Source organism: Mesorhizobium sp. M8A.F.Ca.ET.161.01.1.1, from assembly GCF_004792105.1.
Taxonomy (GTDB): domain Bacteria; phylum Pseudomonadota; class Alphaproteobacteria; order Rhizobiales; family Rhizobiaceae; genus Mesorhizobium.
Genome location: NZ_SRTD01000001.1, coordinates 939,782 through 953,411 on the forward strand (window position 1 = coordinate 939,782; position 13,630 = coordinate 953,411).

General features: G+C 62.9%; 13 protein-coding genes. 7 read left to right on the top strand and 6 right to left on the bottom strand.

Annotated elements, in window-relative coordinates:
- The first annotated feature begins 38 nt into the window (after window positions 1-38).
- Window positions 39-404, top strand: a complete 366-nt coding sequence (locus EN804_RS04835; protein ID WP_135918748.1) for a DUF423 domain-containing protein — start codon at window positions 39-41, stop codon at window positions 402-404.
- A gap of 17 nt (window positions 405-421) precedes the next feature.
- Here EN804_RS04835 and EN804_RS37125 read toward each other — a convergent pair whose 3' ends face one another.
- Both EN804_RS37125 and EN804_RS37130 read right to left on the bottom strand, forming a co-directional pair.
- Window positions 422-568, bottom strand: a complete 147-nt coding sequence (locus EN804_RS37125; RefSeq protein ID WP_189524437.1) for a hypothetical protein — start codon at window positions 566-568, stop codon at window positions 422-424.
- 57 nt (window positions 569-625) lie between these two features.
- Window positions 626-769 carry a hypothetical protein gene (locus EN804_RS37130; RefSeq protein WP_189524438.1) on the bottom strand — a complete coding sequence of 48 codons (144 nt, stop codon included), beginning with the start codon at window positions 767-769 and terminating at the stop codon, window positions 626-628.
- A 161-nt stretch (window positions 770-930) separates the two neighbouring features.
- Here EN804_RS37130 and EN804_RS04845 point away from each other — a divergent pair, with 161 nt between their 5' ends.
- The gene (locus EN804_RS04845) at window positions 931-2,007 is read left to right on the top strand and encodes a substrate-binding domain-containing protein (protein WP_135918750.1); all 1,077 of its coding nucleotides are present in this window, start codon (window positions 931-933) and stop codon (window positions 2,005-2,007) included.
- A gap of 16 nt (window positions 2,008-2,023) precedes the next feature.
- Here the strand turns inward: EN804_RS04845 and EN804_RS04850 are convergent, their stop codons facing one another.
- Window positions 2,024-3,223: an OpgC family protein gene (locus EN804_RS04850; protein WP_135918751.1), complete on the bottom strand. Its 1,200-nt coding sequence runs from the start codon at window positions 3,221-3,223 to the stop codon at window positions 2,024-2,026.
- A gap of 200 nt (window positions 3,224-3,423) precedes the next feature.
- Between EN804_RS04850 and EN804_RS04855 the strand changes: the two genes are divergently transcribed.
- Entirely contained in the window at window positions 3,424-4,095 is a 672-nt protein-coding gene (locus EN804_RS04855) for an alpha/beta hydrolase (RefSeq protein WP_135880035.1), read from the top strand.
- Between the two features lie 75 nt (window positions 4,096-4,170).
- On the opposite strand, the gene sthA is transcribed toward EN804_RS04855, so the two are convergent.
- Window positions 4,171-5,559, bottom strand: a complete 1,389-nt coding sequence (sthA, locus tag EN804_RS04860; protein ID WP_127869649.1) for a Si-specific NAD(P)(+) transhydrogenase — start codon at window positions 5,557-5,559, stop codon at window positions 4,171-4,173.
- A gap of 206 nt (window positions 5,560-5,765) precedes the next feature.
- On the opposite strand from sthA, the gene EN804_RS04865 reads away from it, so the two are divergent.
- From EN804_RS04865 to EN804_RS04875, 3 genes are all read left to right on the top strand, one after another.
- Window positions 5,766-6,236, top strand: coding sequence for an RDD family protein (locus EN804_RS04865; protein WP_127280407.1), 471 nt, complete (start codon window positions 5,766-5,768; stop codon window positions 6,234-6,236).
- A 140-nt stretch (window positions 6,237-6,376) separates the two neighbouring features.
- Window positions 6,377-7,135 carry an arginyltransferase gene (locus EN804_RS04870; RefSeq protein ID WP_015318275.1) on the top strand — a complete coding sequence of 253 codons (759 nt, stop codon included), beginning with the start codon at window positions 6,377-6,379 and terminating at the stop codon, window positions 7,133-7,135.
- 134 nt (window positions 7,136-7,269) lie between these two features.
- Window positions 7,270-8,166: a DMT family transporter gene (locus tag EN804_RS04875; RefSeq protein WP_135918752.1), complete on the top strand. Its 897-nt coding sequence runs from the start codon at window positions 7,270-7,272 to the stop codon at window positions 8,164-8,166.
- 9 nt (window positions 8,167-8,175) lie between these two features.
- Here the strand turns inward: EN804_RS04875 and EN804_RS04880 are convergent, their stop codons facing one another.
- On the bottom strand, window positions 8,176-9,390 hold the full coding sequence (locus EN804_RS04880; protein WP_127869651.1) for an AI-2E family transporter: 1,215 nt from the start codon (window positions 9,388-9,390) through the stop codon (window positions 8,176-8,178).
- A gap of 264 nt (window positions 9,391-9,654) precedes the next feature.
- On the bottom strand, window positions 9,655-11,907 hold the full coding sequence (gene parC / locus EN804_RS04885; RefSeq protein ID WP_135918753.1) for a DNA topoisomerase IV subunit A: 2,253 nt from the start codon (window positions 11,905-11,907) through the stop codon (window positions 9,655-9,657).
- A 331-nt stretch (window positions 11,908-12,238) separates the two neighbouring features.
- Between parC and EN804_RS04890 the strand changes: the two genes are divergently transcribed.
- Window positions 12,239-13,429 (top strand): hypothetical protein, encoded by a 1,191-nt coding sequence (locus EN804_RS04890; RefSeq protein WP_127279453.1) that lies wholly within the window; start codon window positions 12,239-12,241, stop codon window positions 13,427-13,429.
- The last annotated feature ends 201 nt before the right edge of the window (window positions 13,430-13,630 follow it).

Sequence of the window (13,630 nt, forward strand, 5' to 3'; positions counted from 1 at the left end):
CGCTTGCCCGACCTGCAAAAAGAAGGAGCACGCCGACCATGAACCTCGCCGATCCAAACGGCAGCCGCCTTCTCGTGCTTGCCGGCGGCCTCGTCGGCGCGGCGGGCGTGGCGCTGTCGGCAGCGGCGGCGCACCGAGGCGGCGCCTTCACCGGCACGGCCGCATCGTTCCTCCTGATGCATGCGCCGGCCTTTCTCGCTATTGGCCTTGTCGGCGCGAACCGCTGGCTGCGAATGGCCAGCCTGGCGTTGCTCGTCGGTCTCGTGCTTTTCACGGGCGATCTTCTCGCCCGCGATTTTCTGGGATCGAGACTGTTTCCGATGTCGGCGCCAATCGGCGGCACCTTGCTCATCTTCGGCTGGCTGGCGATTGCAATTTCTGCCCTGGCTCGCCCACGTTCCTGAGGTTCAAGCCAGCAGGATCAGCGCCGACGTTCGGGTCGGATCAGCAGATCACGATTGCGCGCGGCCGGCTTCCTCAGGCGTCTTGCCTCTGGCCGCTCGGTGGCGGGCGTGATGCCCCAGTAGTTGCGGTAAATGTCGTCGAACAGATGATGGATGGGGTGCATGTCTTTTCTCCTTCCAATTGAATCGATCCAATCGCGAGCACAAAAAAGCAATGCCGATCAGCTCCGCTTGCGCCCTACGAGGAAGCGCAAGTCACGAATCCACGGACCGGTTCTGTCGCGGCGCTTCTGGCTGTTGTTCGCCGACCCGATATTCCAGTCGTTGCGATAGACGTCTTCGAACAGATAGTTGATGGGATGCATCGCTCCCTCCGAGGTCATCAAACGGGCCAAATCCGTCATCTTGGATCGATTCAAATATAGATCAACCATTAGCGCCGGTCAAGCAAAATTTGAATCGATCCAACGAAAGTGCTAGATGCAGCCCGAGAACGTGCTAAATGCATGTCAGGAGACCCGCGCAAATGGCGTCACTCACCGCAGGCAATCGACGACCCGTCCGGCTGGCCGACATCGCCAAGGCAGCCGGTGTTTCGCACGGCACCGCGTCGAATGTATTCAGCCGCCCCGAGATCGTGCGCGAGGAAGTTCGCGAACGGGTTCGCGCAGCCGCCGAGGCCATGGGGTATGGCGGCCCCGATCCAAAGGGCCGGCTGCTGCGGGCCGGCAAGGTCAACGCCATTGGCGTTGCCACCGCAGAGCCCCTCTCCTACTTCTTCGACGATCCGTTTGCGCGCGTCATGATGGCAGGCATCTCACAGGCTTGCGATGCGACCGGAGCCGGCATCTCACTGGTCTCGGCCGCCAACAACGAACAGCTTGCCTGGAACATCCAGAGCGCGCTGGTCGACGGCTTCATCGTCTTCTGCATCGAAGGCGGCTCGCGCCTGGTGGAACTGGCACGCGAGCGCAAGCTGCCCTTCGTCGCGCTCGACCTCGATTCCGAGGACGGATCGGTCGCCGCGATCGGTGTCGACAACATCGCCGGTGCCGGCATGGCGGCCCGCCACCTCACCGATCTTGGACATCGCCGCTTCGCCGTCCTCGCGCTGCCCTTCGCCGACGACAGGACTGGCATTGTTTCAGCCGACCAGGTCCGGGCCGCTACCTATGCAGGGACGCGCAATCGCCTCACGGGCTATCTCCGGGAGCTTTCGCGTGTTGGCGTCGACATATCCAAAGTGCCCGTCTACGAAACCGCCAACGACGTGGCGAGCACGAAGGCGGGGCTCGAAACCATCTTCGCCTCCGAGGCGCCGCCCACCGCCATCCTTGCCATGTCGGACAGAACGGCCCTGGTGGCGCTCGAATGGCTGAGCGCACGCGGGCTCAGCGTGCCCGACGATGTTTCCGTCGTCGGGTTCGACGATGTTCCGGAAGCAGCGGTGTCCAAGCCGCCATTGACCACCATCGCCCAGCCGATTGCCGAGATAGGCCGCCTTGCCGTCAGGGCGATCCTGGAGAGCGATGGGCCGGTCAGCCGGCATCAACTGCCGGTCGAACTGATCGTGCGTGGCTCGTCGGGTCCGCCCCGCCGTTGAACCGCCGCCGAACCACCTATCGATTGGCTCTTGCCATGGCGGAGAGGCCCAAAGGCGCACGAACCGGCGCGGGATCCTTTTGGGCCGTGCGGGCCTTGGTCGAGCCGCCGATGGTCGACAGCCATTCGAGATAGAAGGCGAGCGCGAACTGCATGGCGATGGCGGCCGATATCAGCAGGCTGTCATAGACGAACCCGCCTGGATTGATCAGCTTCATCACCTGAGCGACCATGGCGATCACCGTGCCGGCGATGAAGACCGGCAGCGATCGTTTGCCCAGTATCGCCAGCGGATGATCAGGGCTGGTGCGGAACAGGCTGGAGAGCGCCGGCAGAGCGACGACGAGGTAGCTGACCGCCAGGATGTGCAGCAGCCGCGGCAGCGACAGGAAGGTCTTGTCGAAGCCGCCGATCACCACCGGCAGGTTGAACCAGGTTATCTGCCCCCAGAGCGGGCTGTGCACCCAGACCAGCGCCGCCAGCACATAGGCGGCGGCCGCGCCGACCAGCCAGCGGTTGACCGGAATGACACCACCGCGCCTGACATGCAGCATGGCGACAAGGCCGATGTTGAACAGGAACTGCCAGGACAGCGGGTTGAGGAACCAGAAACCGGGCTCGGGATAATTGGGCGGCGCGATCTGCCAGATTCCTGCAACGAGCCACAACGTACCGGATGCGACAAGGGCCGCGACGGGCCGGTAGCTGACGAACAGGACAAAGGCCGGCGCCATCAAAAGCAGAGCCGCATAGACCGGCAGGATGTTGTTGTAGCCGAGTTGGTGGCCGAGCGTGACGATGCCGACCAGCACTTGCGGCGGGTTCTTCATCAGCGGCTCGATGTTGATCAGCTTCACCAGTTCCGGCCGCTTGGCAAACACCGCCACGGCGCAGAACAGGGCCATCACCACCATCGTCGTGACGATATGGGCGACATAGAGCACGCCCGCCCGCCGCCACATCTTCAAGGTCGCGAGAAGCCGGCCACCCGGGCGGAACTTCGTGCCGTAGGCGAGCGCGACCGAGATGCCGGAAATCAGCACGAATGCCTCGGCCGCGTCCGAGAAACCGAAATTCTTATAGGTCAGCGCCTCGAAAGCCGTGCCCGGCACATGGTCGATGAAGATCGTGAGCAGGGCCAGCGCGCGCAGTACATCGATACGCGTGTCGCGTTCGGGGATACGCAAATTGCGATCCGGGAAAACAGGGGTAGTCATCGACAAAAGGCCTCAAAGCTGGTTGTTCATGTCCAGCAATGCGACCCCCGACGCACCGCTTCGATTCCTCCCACCGGAGTGTATCGGCGCAGAAACGGGCTGGAATGCGCCTGGTTCGATCAACTTTCGCGGAGCATGAAAATATTGCGTTTTGAAGCCGGCAAATTGAGCGGAACCTCATATAATCAAAGGGATGCGAGATGACCGGCGACAATGTCGAAAGCGGCCCGCTAACGCTGGATCTGACCTTTCCGTATCGCCTCCTCCGCCCCGGCGAAAAGAGCCGTGAATGCCTGTTCCTGCTGCATGGATCGGGCGTCGGCGAGACAAGCATGGTGGCGCTGGCGAGACGCTTGGCGCCCGATGCCGTCCTGATCGCGGTGCGTGGCCGTGTCCCCCAGGAGGACGGTTTTCGCTGGTTCGAGCGAATCACGCCGACCACTTTCGACCAGGAAAGCATCCATTTCGAAACCACCGCCTTCGCGGCCTTCGCAAACGAAGCCGTCGCGCGCCATGGGCTTGATCTCGATCACGCGACATTCCTTGGCTATTCGAACGGCGCCAATCTGGTTTCGAGCCTGATGCTGCTCCATCCCGGCATCGTCCGCAGCGCTGCGCTGTTGAGGCCGATGCCCGTGCTCGACGAGGTCCCGGCGACGGACCTTGCGGGAACGCGAACGCTGATCATTGCCGGAGCCGCCGACGAGACCTACGGGTCTTTCGCGCCGGCGCTGGTGACGCTGCTTAGCCGGCACGGCACCGAGATCGACGCCCGGATTGTTCCATCGGGCCACGAAATCGGCGAGCCGGACGCCGCGATCGTCGGGCGATGGCTGCCGGGATCGGCGTGGACGCGCGCGCCATCGCGATAGGCAATCAGGGCAGGCGGTGCTGCCGATGCCATCAGCCGACGTGATGCTGGCTTTGCTCGCCCAGATGGCGGGAGCCTACCCCCTCCCCATCCGGTTCCAGGCATCCAGCCCGGCGATCTTGTAGGCCTCGGCCAGCGTTGGGTAGTTGAAGGTGTTGTTGACGAAGAAGTCGACCGTGCCGCCGAGATTGATCACCGCCTGGCCGATGTGAATGAGTTCGGTGGCGCCCTCGCCGACGATGTGCGCGCCGAGCAGGCGCCGCGTCTCGATCGAGAACAGCAGCTTCAGGAAGCCGGTGTTGACGCCCATGATGTGGCCGCGCGATGTCTCGCGAAAGCGCGCGACGCCGACCTCATAGGCGGCGCCGCTCTCGCGCACTTGCTCCTCGGACTGGCCGACGGTGGAAATCTCCGGCACCGCGTAGATGCCATAGGGGAACGTCTCCGGCGGCGGCGGCAATGACACGCCGAAGGCATGACAGGCAGCCACCCGGCCCTGCTCCATCGAGGTGGAGGCAAGGCTCGGAAAGCCGATGACGTCGCCGGCGGCGTAGATATTGGGCACGCTGGTCTGAAACGTCTGCGGATCGACCTTGATGCGGCCCCTGGAGTCGGCCTCGATGCCGACCACGTCGAGGCCAAGGCTGCCGACATTGCCGGTGCGGCCGGCGGCATAGAGCACGACCTCGGAGCGGATGGTGCGGCCATCGGCCAGCTCCACCTCGGCGGCTTCCGGCTTGGAGCGGATTTCCTTGACGGCACTGCCCAGCCTTATGGTCATGCCACGGTCGCGCATCTGGTGGATGAAATCGTCGACGATCTCGCGGTCGACAAAATCGAGGATGGAGTTGCGCGGCTCGACCAGCGTCACCGGTACGTCGAGCGCGGAAAAGATCGTGGCGTATTCGACGCCGATGACGCCGGCGCCGATCACCGTCAGCGTGCGCGGCAGCCGGTCGAGTTCGAGCATCTCGTCGCTGTCGAAGACACGGGTCTTGTCGAAGGGCACGTCGCGCGGCCGATGCGGCCTGGTGCCGACGGCGATCAGCGCATTGGCGAAGCCGACTTCGCTGTAATCGCCATTGTCCGATGTCAGGCTGACCTTGTTGGGGCCGAGAAATTTTACCGCCGCGCGCGCACTTTTGACCGTGTTGCGCATGAACTGGTGTTGCAGCACCTCGACCTCGTGGTCGAGCGTCTTGTGCAGGCGCTCGATCAGGTCGCCGACCGAGATGTCCTGCTTGACCCGGTAGCCGCGTCCATAGAAGCCGCGCTCGCGCCAGCCCGAGAGATTGAGCACCGTTTCGCGCAGCGTTTTCGAGGGAATGGTGCCGGTGTGCACCGAGACGCCGCCAAGACGCCGGCCGCGGTCGACCACCAGCACCGATTTGCCGAGTTTGGCCGATTGCACCGCCGCGCGGCGGCCCGAGGGGCCGCTGCCGATGACCAGCATGTCGTAATCCATATGTCCCCGTCCCTCGGCGCCCATTTTGTTGCGCCGCAACAAGCTAACGCCATCCGCGCCGCGAATTCAACCGATTCGGACTGTCGGCCGTCTGGCTCCGCCGTGCGAGCCGGCGAAAGGCCCAATCTTGATTCCGCGGCGAGCCTTCACCATTTCATCATCGAGCGGTCCGCACCCTATGTCGGACCCTGTTACGAGGAAATGACATGAACGCTCGCGTTCTCGACGGCGAAATCATCAACACCCGGCTCGACGATGTCAGGGCTTATGAAGGCGTGCGCACACGGCGCATCCTGGCCTTCGTGCTCGACTATATCATGGTTGCCCTGCTCACCATTCCGTTCGCCATCCTGGTGTTCTTCCTCGGGCTTTTGACCCTCGGTCTTGGCTGGATGCTGTTCGGCGTCCTGGTGCCGGCAGTCGCCATCCTCTACATCTGGAACACGCTGGGCAGCGCCGACCAGGCCACCACGGGCATGAAGATGATGGGCATCCGCCTCGATCGTCTCGACGGCAGGCCGATCGACGGCCTCACCGCGGTCGTCCATTCCGTATTGTTCTGGGCCGGCAACGTCATCCTGTCGCCGCTGGTCCTGCTGGTGACGCTATTCTCGGACCGCAAGCGCACGCTGCACGATCTTTTGCTCGGCACCGTGGTCAGCCGCACCGGCCGCTAAAAACCGGCCCTCAAGAGAAGTCGCAGCCCCTTGAGCGCAAATGTGAAGGTGTTCAGGCAACCACACCTTCACAATCCTGTTGAATTTTTCGCCGCCCGAGCCAAAGGTAGAGCGATTCGAAGGAGTGTTTCCAAGGCTCGATGACGCAGCATCCGACCCAGTCGCCGCAGTTCTTCCTGACCGCGCCGTCGCCGTGCCCCTACCTCGACGGCCAGTTCGAGCGGAAGGTGTTCACACATCTGGTCGGCGACAAGGCCTCGGAAATGAACGACCTGCTCACCCAAGGCGGCTTCCGGCGCTCGCAGAACATCGCCTACAGGCCAGCCTGCGAAACCTGCCGCGCCTGTGTATCCGTGCGCATCCTGGCCCAGGAGTTCACCGCCAGCCGCAACATGAAGCGCGTGCTGCAGCACAATTCCGATCTCGTCGGCGCCATGCACAATGCCGAGCCCTCGACCGAACAATATTCGCTGTTTCGCGGCTATCTCGATGCCCGCCACCGCCGCGGCGGCATGTCCGACATGACGGTGCTCGACTACGCCATGATGGTCGAGGATACGCATGTCGACACCAAGGTGATCGAATACCGGCGGCGCGGGCCCGATACCTTCATCACCGGCAAGGGTCAGGGCGAACTCATCGCGGTGGCGCTCACCGACAAGATGGCCGACGGCCTGTCGATGGTCTATTCCTATTTCAATCCCGATTTCGAAAGCCGCTCACTCGGCACGTTCATGATCCTCGACCATATCGCCCGTGCCAAGGCGATGGGACTGCCCCATGTCTACCTTGGCTACTGGGTCAATGGTTCGCGCAAGATGAATTATAAGATGCGCTTCATGCCGCAGGAGCATCTCGGCCCGAAAGGCTGGGAGCGCTATACAAACGAAGCGGTCTGACGCTGAGTTTTCCCACGATCCACGCTTAAACTGTTTCAAGGCAGGGGATGCTGGTCTTTCGGCCGCTCGGTTGGAGAGAGTGCGCGCTTGCGCCGATCGGCCACCGCCTGCAATTCAATTGCGAAAGTTCCTGCATGTCCTCTCACCACGATCACCAGAAGGGCCTTTTGATAACCGCCATCGGCGGACTGATACTGACTGTCGACATACCGTTGATCCGCCTTGCGGATGGCGGCGCGTGGACGATCCTTTTGCTGCGCACCGGAACCACTTTCATCGCCGCGATGATCATCTGGTCGGTCTGGCGCGCGCTGAGCCGCAATGCACCGCCGCTCATCCCCGGTTGGGACGGGCTGATCGTGGCGATATGCTATGGGCTGACCTCGATCACCTTCGTCACCGCGGTCTTCCACACCTCGACCGCCGATCTGGTGTTCATCCTCGCGTTCAACACCGTGTTCGCGGCGCTTCTGTCGTGGATATTCCTGCGGGAAAAACCGCGGACGGTGACCATCGTGGCCATGCTGGTGATGATCCTCGGCGTGCTGGTCATCGTCGGCGGTTCGGTCGGCACCGGCAAGCTGTTCGGCGATTTCATGGCGCTCTGCTCGGCCTTCTTCATCGCGGTCGCCATCACCATCTCGCGCGCCAGCGGAAAGGATATGGGATTCACCTCGCTCATCGGCGTCCTTCTGCCGCTTGGGCTGGCCGCCTTCATGGTGACGGGCGAAGGCTTCCACGTGAACGCGCCATGGTGGATCATCTTCAACGGCGCCGTCATCATGCCGATCTCGTTCTTCTGCCTCGCCGCCGGGCCGAAGTATATTTCAGGACCGGAAGTGGCGATGTTCTACCTGCTCGAAACAGTGCTCGCGCCGATCTGGGTGTGGATGATCTTCGCCGAGACGCCGACCCGCAACAGCCTGATCGGCGGTGGCATCCTGATCGTCACGCTGATCGCCCATTCGCTCTGGCAGCTGCATGATGGATGCAAGCGTCGCGGCGACCTTGCGGTGCATCATCCGGCGTAGGGTTCGAGGTCAGGCGCTGGCCTTCTTCGCGGCGCCTGGTTCGGGCAGGACCTCGATCCGCCGACCGGCCTCGATCTCGGCGGCCGATCCGGCCGCCGTCTCATCGGCCAGTTCCACCTCGCGCAGCCACTCGCGCCAGATCGCGACCAGCAGCGCCATCAGCACCGGACCGATGAACAGGCCGAGAAAACCCATGGTCTTGACGCCGCCGATCAGGCCGAAAAAGGTCGGCAGGAAGGGCAGTTTTATCGGTCCGCCGACGAGCTTCGGCCGCAAGGTCTTGTCGACGATGAACAGCTCGACCGTCCCCCATATGAACAGCGCCAGGCCGGCCATCGGCGAGCCGCTGGCCGCGAGGTAGATCGACACCAGCGTGAAGGACAGCGGCGCCCCGCCGGGGATGAGCGCCATCACGCCGGTCAGCGCGCCCAGCGTCACAGGTGACGGCACCCCGGCGAGCCAGTAGGCGACACCCAGCACCAGGCCCTCGCCGATGGCAATCACGGTCATGCCGGTCACGGTCGAGGAAATGGTCGCCGGCACGACGCGCGAGATCCGCTCCCAGCGGGTCGGCAGGATGCGTTCGCCGAGGCGGTCGATCTGGCCGGCGAAATTCTCGCCATCACGATAGGCGAAAAACAGGGCGATCATCATGAACAGCAGCGTCAGAAAGAGGCTGAAAGCGCTGCCGCCGGCGGCGAGCGCGCCTCGGTAGATGCTGCCGATATTGGCGCCGCTGACCAGCTGGATCAGTTCGCCGATGCCGCCGGGATGGCCGAGATTGGTCGTCCACTGCTCGTTGAGCCACTCACCCACGACAGGCATGGTGGCGATCCAGTGCGGCGTCACCGCACCGTGGCGGTTGGTCTCGATCGCCCAGCCGACCCATTCGCGCACCTCGTTGATGGCATAGGTGCCGGCGAGCGCGATCGGTATGACCAGGAAGGCGAGGATGAACAGGATGGCAAATGTGGCGGCGATGGTGCGGTTGCCGCCAACGCCGACCAGCAGGCGACGGTAGAGCGGCCAGCTGGCGAAGGCGATGACGAGCGCCGCCAGCACCGGGAACAGGAAACCGTGGAAGAAATAGACGCCGGCGGCGACGATCAGCACCAACAACCAGCGCGCCGCCGACAGCGGCGGGATGACAGCCGAACGGAGCGGCGTCGACAGCCCGAACAGGCGCTGCTGCCGTTCCGGTTTCTGGATCTTTGCTTCCTTCAAACGCGCTGTTCTCCCCGACCATCCGGTCAGTTATGCGCCGATATAGTGCAGCAATCGTGACGATAGTCCAAATGTTTGGCTGATCTCCCCCCTCGTGGGGGAGATGTCCGGCAGGACAGAGGGGGGGCGCGAAGGATCGCGGCTTTCCTAATCTGTCCTGACGAAAAGTACGGAAGCTGCTCGGTGTCGAAGTAACAGGCCGGCGGGACAGCGCTCCCCTCTGGCCTGCCGGCCATCTCCCCCACGAGGGGGAGTTCGGCAGCTTCAACCGAACTTCCCAGTCCTCGGGAAACCTTTCGGCACCATACGCCCTGCCGATGCCCTCGCGCCGATCCACTCGGCCAGTTCCTCGCGCGACCGGGTGAAAGTACGGTCGGCTGAATCCTGCCAGGAAAGACCGGTCTCCATCGTGAACGGCTTGAGGTCGAGAAGGCCGCCGTCCTTGTACTTCTGCAGCCGCACACCCTTGCCGCGGCCCATCTCCGGAATTTCCGAGAGCGCGAACACCAGCATCTTGCGGTTCTCGCCGACGATAGCGAGATGATCGCCGACGACCGGCACGCAGCGTTTGGCTTCGTCGGGGGCCTTGACGTTCATCACCTGCTTGCCCTTGCGGGTGTTGGCGACCACCTCTTCCTCCGGAACGATGAAGCCGTTGGCGTCGAACGAGGCGAGCAGCAGCTTGCGTTTGGGATCGTGGACGAAGGCGGTGACGATGTCCTGGTCATTGTCCATGTCGACGATGATGCGGATCGGCTCGCCATGGCCACGGCCGCCCGGCAGCCGGTCGGCGCCGATCGTGTAGAACTTGCCGCCCGTGGTGAAGACCAGCACCTTGTCGGTCGTCTGGGCATGGAAGGCGAGCTTGAGGCTGTCGCCCTCCTTGAAGGTCAGCGTCGAGAGATCGGCCAGATGCCCCTTCATCGCCCGCAGCCAGCCCTTTTCCGAAACCACCACGGTGACCGGCTCGCGCTCGATCATGGCGTGGGCGATGTCGGTCAGGTCGTGCTCTGGCGCATCGGCGAACTGGGTGCGGCGCTTGCCGAGCTCGGTCTCCGGGCCGAATTTGTCGCGAACCTGGGTGACTTCCCACTTGATCGTCGACCACTGCTTGGCGTCGGACGCCAGCAGCGCCTCAATCTGCTTCTTCTCGGCGGTCAGGCCATCGAATTCCTTGCGGATCTCGAATTCCTCCAGCTTGCGCAAAGCGCGCAGCCGCATGTTGAGGATCGCTTCGGCCTGGGTGTCGGTGAGCGACCAGCGGGCCATCATGACCTGTTTGGGCTCATCCTCCTCGCGAATGATCTTGATCACCTCATCGATGTTGAGATAGGCGATCAGGTAGCCGGCGAGGATTTCCAACCGCCTCTCGATCTCGCCGAGGCGATGTTTCGAGCGACGGATGAGGACGTCGCGGCGGTGATCCAGCCACTCCTGCAGCACGCCTTTCAGCGACAGCACATTGGGCACCTTGCCGCGCGACAGCACATTCATGTTGAGCGGGAAACGGCTTTCGAGCTCGGTCAGCTTGAACAGCGATTCCATCAGGATGCCTGGGTCGACGGAACGGCTCTTGGGCACCAGCACGACGCGGATGTCCTCGGCACTTTCGTCCCTGATATCCTCGAGCAGCGGCAGCTTGCGAGCCATCAACAGCTCGGCGATCTTCTCGATCAGCCGCGCCTTCTGCACGCCATAGGGGATTTCGGTGACAACGATGCTCCAGGTGCCCCTGCCCTGGTCTTCCTGGCTCCACTTCGACCGCACGCGAAAGCCGCCGCGACCTGTCTCGTAGGCTTCGAGGATGGAGGCGCGGCTGTCGACGATGATGCCGCCGGTCGGGAAATCCGGGCCCTGGACGAAATCCATCAGCTTCGCCACCGGCGCATCGCGATGCTCGATCAGATGCAGCGCGGCGTCGCAAAGCTCGGCCGCGTTGTGCGGCGGGATCGACGTCGCCATGCCGACCGCGATGCCGGACGAGCCGTTGGCCAAGAGATTGGGGAAGGCACCGGGGAGCACGACCGGCTCCTCGTCCTCTTCATTGTAGGTCGGCCGATAGTCGACCGCGTCCTCGGTGATGCCGGCAAGCAATTCGGTCGCCACGTCGGTCATGCGCACTTCGGTGTAGCGCATGGCGGCCGCGTTATCGCCGTCGATGTTGCCGAAATTGCCCTGGCCGTCGACCAGGGGGTAGCGCATCGAAAAATCCTGCGCCAGCCGCACCAGCGCGTCATAGATCGACTGGTCGCCATGCGGGTGGAACTTGCCCATCACCTCGCCGACGATACGGGCGCATTTGGCAAAACCCTGATCGGGATTGAGGCGCAGCAGGCGCATGGCGTGCATGATGCGGCGATGGACCGGCTTCAGCCCGTCACGCACGTCCGGCAGCGCCCGGTGCATGATGGTCGACAGCGCATAGGCCAGATAGCGCTCTTCCAGCGCCTTCTTCAGATCGACCGGTTCGATATGATCGCCACCGCCATTGTCAGGCGGCAAAAGCCTTTTTCCCATGGGCTGGGACTAGCCGAGCGGGTGATTCGCGGCAAGAGGCGCGCACCCGACCAGTCGATTTGCACTCGTTTCCGCAACAGGAACCCGCAAGGTCGAGCCTGCCGCCCAACATCAATCTGTTACATGCCGCATCTATTGCGAAGCACGCTTGCGGCCCGACCTTCATGCCAAATTCACTGCATTCTCCAATAGCGCTCGGATCGGGTTTGCCTTTCACCGCGATTTTGGACCATTGTGCCGGAACACGCCTTTTTCCCGTCCAGTTCGTCACGGAATGGTGATGGCGCAAAGAATTGAAAAACAATTTCAGGACACTCTCAGGGACCTTGCGATGACAATCAAACGCTCAACTCTCCGGAAATTCGCTCTTTCGACCTTCTTGCTCACACTGCCGCTGAATGCGGCCCTTGCCCAGGACGCCGCGGTCGCGGACCGGCTGAAGGCAGCACTCTCCGCACAGGGTGTCGACATCTCCTGGACCGGCGTGACCGGCGACAACACCAGCATGGTGCTGCAGGGCGTGTCGGTGAAACCGGCCGCGGAAAAGGAAGCGCTGGCGATCGGCGACGTCAAGCTCGAGAACGTCACCGAAGCCAATGGCGGCTATGATATCGGCACCGTGTCGACCTCGGCCTTCGAACACAGCAAGGACGGCGTCACCCTCGATCTCAGTCCCTTCGTCATCCACGACATGACGGTACCGGCCGACGGCTCCACCAGCCCGCTTGGTTCGCTGATGATGTACAAATCCGCCGAACTGTCGAACATGACGGTCAAGGTCGCCGACAAGACCGCCTTCTCGATGGACGGCCTTGCCATCGAGATCACGCCGCCCGCCGACGGCAAGGCGATGGAATTCACCGCCAATACCGAGAAGTTCACCGCCGATCTGTCGCTGGTCGACGACCCCAAGTCCAAGGAAGTCATCGACGCGCTGGGCTACCAGAACATCTCGGGCAATCTCGAAATGGCCGGCACCTGGCAGCCATCGGACGGCAAGATGGAACTGTCGAAATACGACATCTCCGTCGAGAACGCCGGCACGCTCGGCATGACCTTCGACCTTGGCGGCTACACGATCGATTTCATCAAGTCGCTGCAGGAAATGCAGAAGAAGATGGCGGCACAGCCGGAAGGCGCCGACAATTCGGCACAAGGCATGGCCATGCTCGGCCTGCTGCAGCAGCTGTCTTTCAACAGCGCCTCGATCCGCTTCGACGACGATTCGCTGACCGGCAAGGTGCTGGACTATGTCGGCAAGCAGCAGGGCATGTCGGCCAAGGACATCGCCAACCAGGCCAAGGCGATCGTGCCGTTCGGCATGGCACAGCTCAACAATCCGGAACTGACGGCTCAGGTGACCGCGGCGGTCAGCAAATATCTCGACGATCCGAAGAGCCTCGAAATCTCGGCCGAGCCGCCGGCATCGGTGCCCTTCGCGCTGATCATGGCGGGCGCCATGTCCAACCCGCTCGATCTGCCGAAGACACTCGGCGTCAGCGTCAAGGCGAACGAGGACTGATTGGAGTTAGCTACCTTCTCCCCGTCATTATACGGGGAGAAGGTGCCGGTGTCCGAACCGGATAGATAGGTAACAGAATGGACCGATAGCATGGGTGACAGTTTTCTTGTCCGCCGGGAGGACCGGCGATGGTTTGGCGAGAAACTGGGATCATGGACGAGCGGCTGCGGTTTGTTGTGGATTGCCTTTCGGGTGAAGAGA

Excerpts from the sequence above, each read along its gene's own strand:
- EN804_RS04835 (WP_135918748.1), top strand. The coding sequence starts at position 39 with ATGAACCTCGCCGATCCAAACGGCAGCCGCCTTCTCGTGCTTGCCGGC.
- EN804_RS37125 (WP_189524437.1), bottom strand. The coding sequence starts at position 568 with ATGCACCCCATCCATCATCTGTTCGACGACATTTACCGCAACTACTGG.
- EN804_RS37130 (WP_189524438.1), bottom strand. The coding sequence starts at position 769 with ATGCATCCCATCAACTATCTGTTCGAAGACGTCTATCGCAACGACTGG.
- EN804_RS04845 (WP_135918750.1), top strand. The coding sequence starts at position 931 with ATGGCGTCACTCACCGCAGGCAATCGACGACCCGTCCGGCTGGCCGAC.
- EN804_RS04850 (WP_135918751.1), bottom strand. The coding sequence starts at position 3,223 with ATGACTACCCCTGTTTTCCCGGATCGCAATTTGCGTATCCCCGAACGC.
- EN804_RS04855 (WP_135880035.1), top strand. The coding sequence starts at position 3,424 with ATGACCGGCGACAATGTCGAAAGCGGCCCGCTAACGCTGGATCTGACC.
- sthA (WP_127869649.1), bottom strand. The coding sequence starts at position 5,559 with ATGGATTACGACATGCTGGTCATCGGCAGCGGCCCCTCGGGCCGCCGC.
- EN804_RS04865 (WP_127280407.1), top strand. The coding sequence starts at position 5,766 with ATGAACGCTCGCGTTCTCGACGGCGAAATCATCAACACCCGGCTCGAC.
- EN804_RS04870 (WP_015318275.1), top strand. The coding sequence starts at position 6,377 with ATGACGCAGCATCCGACCCAGTCGCCGCAGTTCTTCCTGACCGCGCCG.
- EN804_RS04875 (WP_135918752.1), top strand. The coding sequence starts at position 7,270 with ATGTCCTCTCACCACGATCACCAGAAGGGCCTTTTGATAACCGCCATC.
- parC (WP_135918753.1), bottom strand. The coding sequence starts at position 11,907 with ATGGGAAAAAGGCTTTTGCCGCCTGACAATGGCGGTGGCGATCATATC.
- EN804_RS04890 (WP_127279453.1), top strand. The coding sequence starts at position 12,239 with ATGACAATCAAACGCTCAACTCTCCGGAAATTCGCTCTTTCGACCTTC.